This window comes from Microbacterium sp. ISL-103, assembly GCF_018613995.1.
Classification (GTDB): domain Bacteria; phylum Actinomycetota; class Actinomycetes; order Actinomycetales; family Microbacteriaceae; genus Microbacterium.
Genome location: NZ_JAGGPD010000219.1, coordinates 1 through 2,348 on the forward strand (window position 1 = coordinate 1; position 2,348 = coordinate 2,348).

At 68.4% G+C, this 2,348-nt stretch carries 3 protein-coding genes; 1 reads left to right on the forward strand and 2 read right to left on the reverse strand.

Annotated features, from left to right (window positions below; translation table 11 throughout):
- The coding region (locus tag J7E68_RS08980) for an NAD(P)/FAD-dependent oxidoreductase (protein ID WP_215171860.1) at window positions 1–558 on the forward strand (558 nt) is incomplete at its 5' end.
- Here the strand turns inward: J7E68_RS08980 and J7E68_RS08985 are convergent.
- Window positions 559–1,770, reverse strand: a complete 1,212-nt coding sequence (locus tag J7E68_RS08985; RefSeq protein WP_215171862.1) for a cupin domain-containing protein — start codon at window positions 1,768–1,770, stop codon at window positions 559–561.
- A 14-nt stretch (window positions 1,771–1,784) separates the two neighbouring features.
- On the reverse strand, window positions 1,785–2,348 hold a 564-nt coding region (locus J7E68_RS08990; protein WP_215171864.1), incomplete at its 5' end, for an MFS transporter.

The following is a 2,348-nucleotide window of genomic DNA, read 5'->3' on the forward strand; positions in this document are numbered from 1 at the left end:
ATCGGTCGTCGCGTCTGCGTGGTCGGAGGCGCGACCGCCGCCGGGCAGGCCGCGATGAATCTCGCCGCGCACGCCGCGCACGTCACAGTGCTCGTGCGCGGGCCGTCGCTCTCCGCCACCATGTCGGCGTACCTGCTCAACCGACTCGCCGTACAGCCGAATGTCACCATCCTCGTGAATACCCGGGTCGTGGCCGTCGACGGAGACGACCACCTGCGCGAGATCACCCTCGACCAGGCCGGTGCCACCACGCGGGTGCCGGCCACCCACCTGTTCGTCTGCATCGGCGGAGCGCCCAACACCGAATGGGCGCAGACCACCGATGTGCGGCTCGACAGGCGCGGTTTCGTGCTCACCGGCATCGACCTCTCCCCCGGCGACCTGGATCGATGGCCCCTCGAGCGCGCGCCCCACTACCTCGAGACGTCTGTTCCCGGGGTCTTCGCCGCCGGCGACGTCCGGGCCAACTCCGTCAAGCGCGTCGCATCGGCGGTCGGCGAAGGCGCGATGGCGGTCACCCTCATCCACCGCTACCTGGCCGAGGTCGCGCCGCTCTGATCAGCGCAGCGGGGTGATGCCCTGTGCGCCTCGGGGGAAGGTCGCCAGCACCGCGGGGTCGATGTTCAGGTGCGCGGCGACGAGCTGCGGTGGCACGTGCGCGAGCCAGTTCGCGAGCGAGATCTCCTCGTACCTGTCGGTGCGGAACACCTCGAGGAACTGCAGCACGTCGTCGCCGGTGTTCTCGATGTAGTGGCCGAGGTTCTTGCGCACGACGCCGACGTCGCCCGCGCGGAAGTCGGTCGTGTTCGCATGGGGGCCGGTGTTGAAGACGGTCATGCGCGCTGAGCCGCGCAGGTAGTACTGCCACTCGTCGGCGTTCGGGTGCCAGTGCAGTTCGCGCATGGATCCGGGCTCGACGGTGACGAGTGCGGCGGCGACCGTGCTCGAGTACGCGTAGTTGGTCGAGTCGGCGATCTGAATGGATCCGCCGGAGTTCTCGTACAGAGGCTTCGACCGCGACAGGCGGAAGATGACGGGCTCCATGCCCCATTCCACGCCCGCGGCGGCCTGGTCGACGTCGAGCGCAGGCGGTTCTTCCCCGGGGAAGATCCAGAGGTTGTGCAGCGGGATGTCGGAGAAGACCGACTGCGCGACACCGAAGTTCTTCGCGAGCACCTCGGGCGGGGTGTGGGCGAACCAGTCTGTCAGCAGCAGCGTGTTCGACTCCGACTGGTCGCCGTCGTCGAACGCGAGCACGAACTCGGCGCCGTCCGGGCCGAGGCCCTGCAGGGAGTGCGGGGTGCCGGCGGGGAAGAACCACAGGTCACCTTCCTCCACGTCTGCCACCGCGGGAAGGCCCGAGCGGCGGAGCGTCGTGACCCGTGCCTTACCCCGGGTCATGACCGCCCATTCGGCGGTCTGGTGCCAATGCAATTCGCGGATGCCGCCGGGCTCGAGGTACATGTTCACTCCGGCGATCTCGTCCGAGATGTGGAAGTCCTGCTTCGTCAGTTCCCGTGCCCAGCCGCCGCGCTGCACACGGCGGGGTGAGATGTTGAACGAGGACCAGAAGAACGGCTGCGTGCTGATGTCGGTCGCCGGCGCGTGCATCTGGTTCGGGAACTGCGACTCGATGACCTCGTTCTGCGGTCCGGTCATCGTGTTGCTCTGCGGACGGTAGGCGAGGTTGATCTCGCCCTCCTGCGGCAGATCGGGGTCACCCAGCGAGGGCACCTCGGGGCGAGGGATGGACTGCTCGTCGGGAACCATGTGAAGGCCTCTCTCTACTCGTGCGTGGGGATGGTCGAAGGGCGGTGGCGGTGAGGTCGCGGGATCTCGAGCAGGTGCTCGATCTCCGGCGCAGTGTCGCTCATGGCGCGGGCCCGAGAGATGAGCTCTGCATCGAACTCGGTGGTCCGCCCCTCGTGCTGGCTCACATGCTCTCGCCATGAGCCGACCCCGTACGCCTCGACGACCGAATCCGGATCGTCCGCATCCTCGTACACCTGCCACCGTCTGGCTCCGGTCCGCAGACGCGTCTGCTCGACGCGCTGCATCAGGTCGAGGAACTCACGTCTCCGCGCCTGCGGAACCCGATACCGGACCAGAACCAGAACGGCGGAGTCGTCGTCGCCGTCCGCGCGCGGCCGATCCTCGACTCCGGGCACTTCGACGATCCCCCGACCGATGCCTGCCGTCGCGGGCATGGGCCACACCAGCAGAGAGAGCCCACCGAGTGCGCACAGGACCCCTGCCCCGACGACCACCAGTCCCGGATCCCAGAGGGCCGCGAGCACACCTGCGCCCGCAGAGCCGGCGGCGGTGCATCCGAACAGCACGAGCTGGTA

Bases quoted from the DNA above. Each gene is read 5' to 3' on its own strand.
- J7E68_RS08985 (WP_215171862.1), bottom strand. From the start codon at position 1,770: ATGGTTCCCGACGAGCAGTCCATCCCTCGCCCCGAGGTGCCCTCGCTG.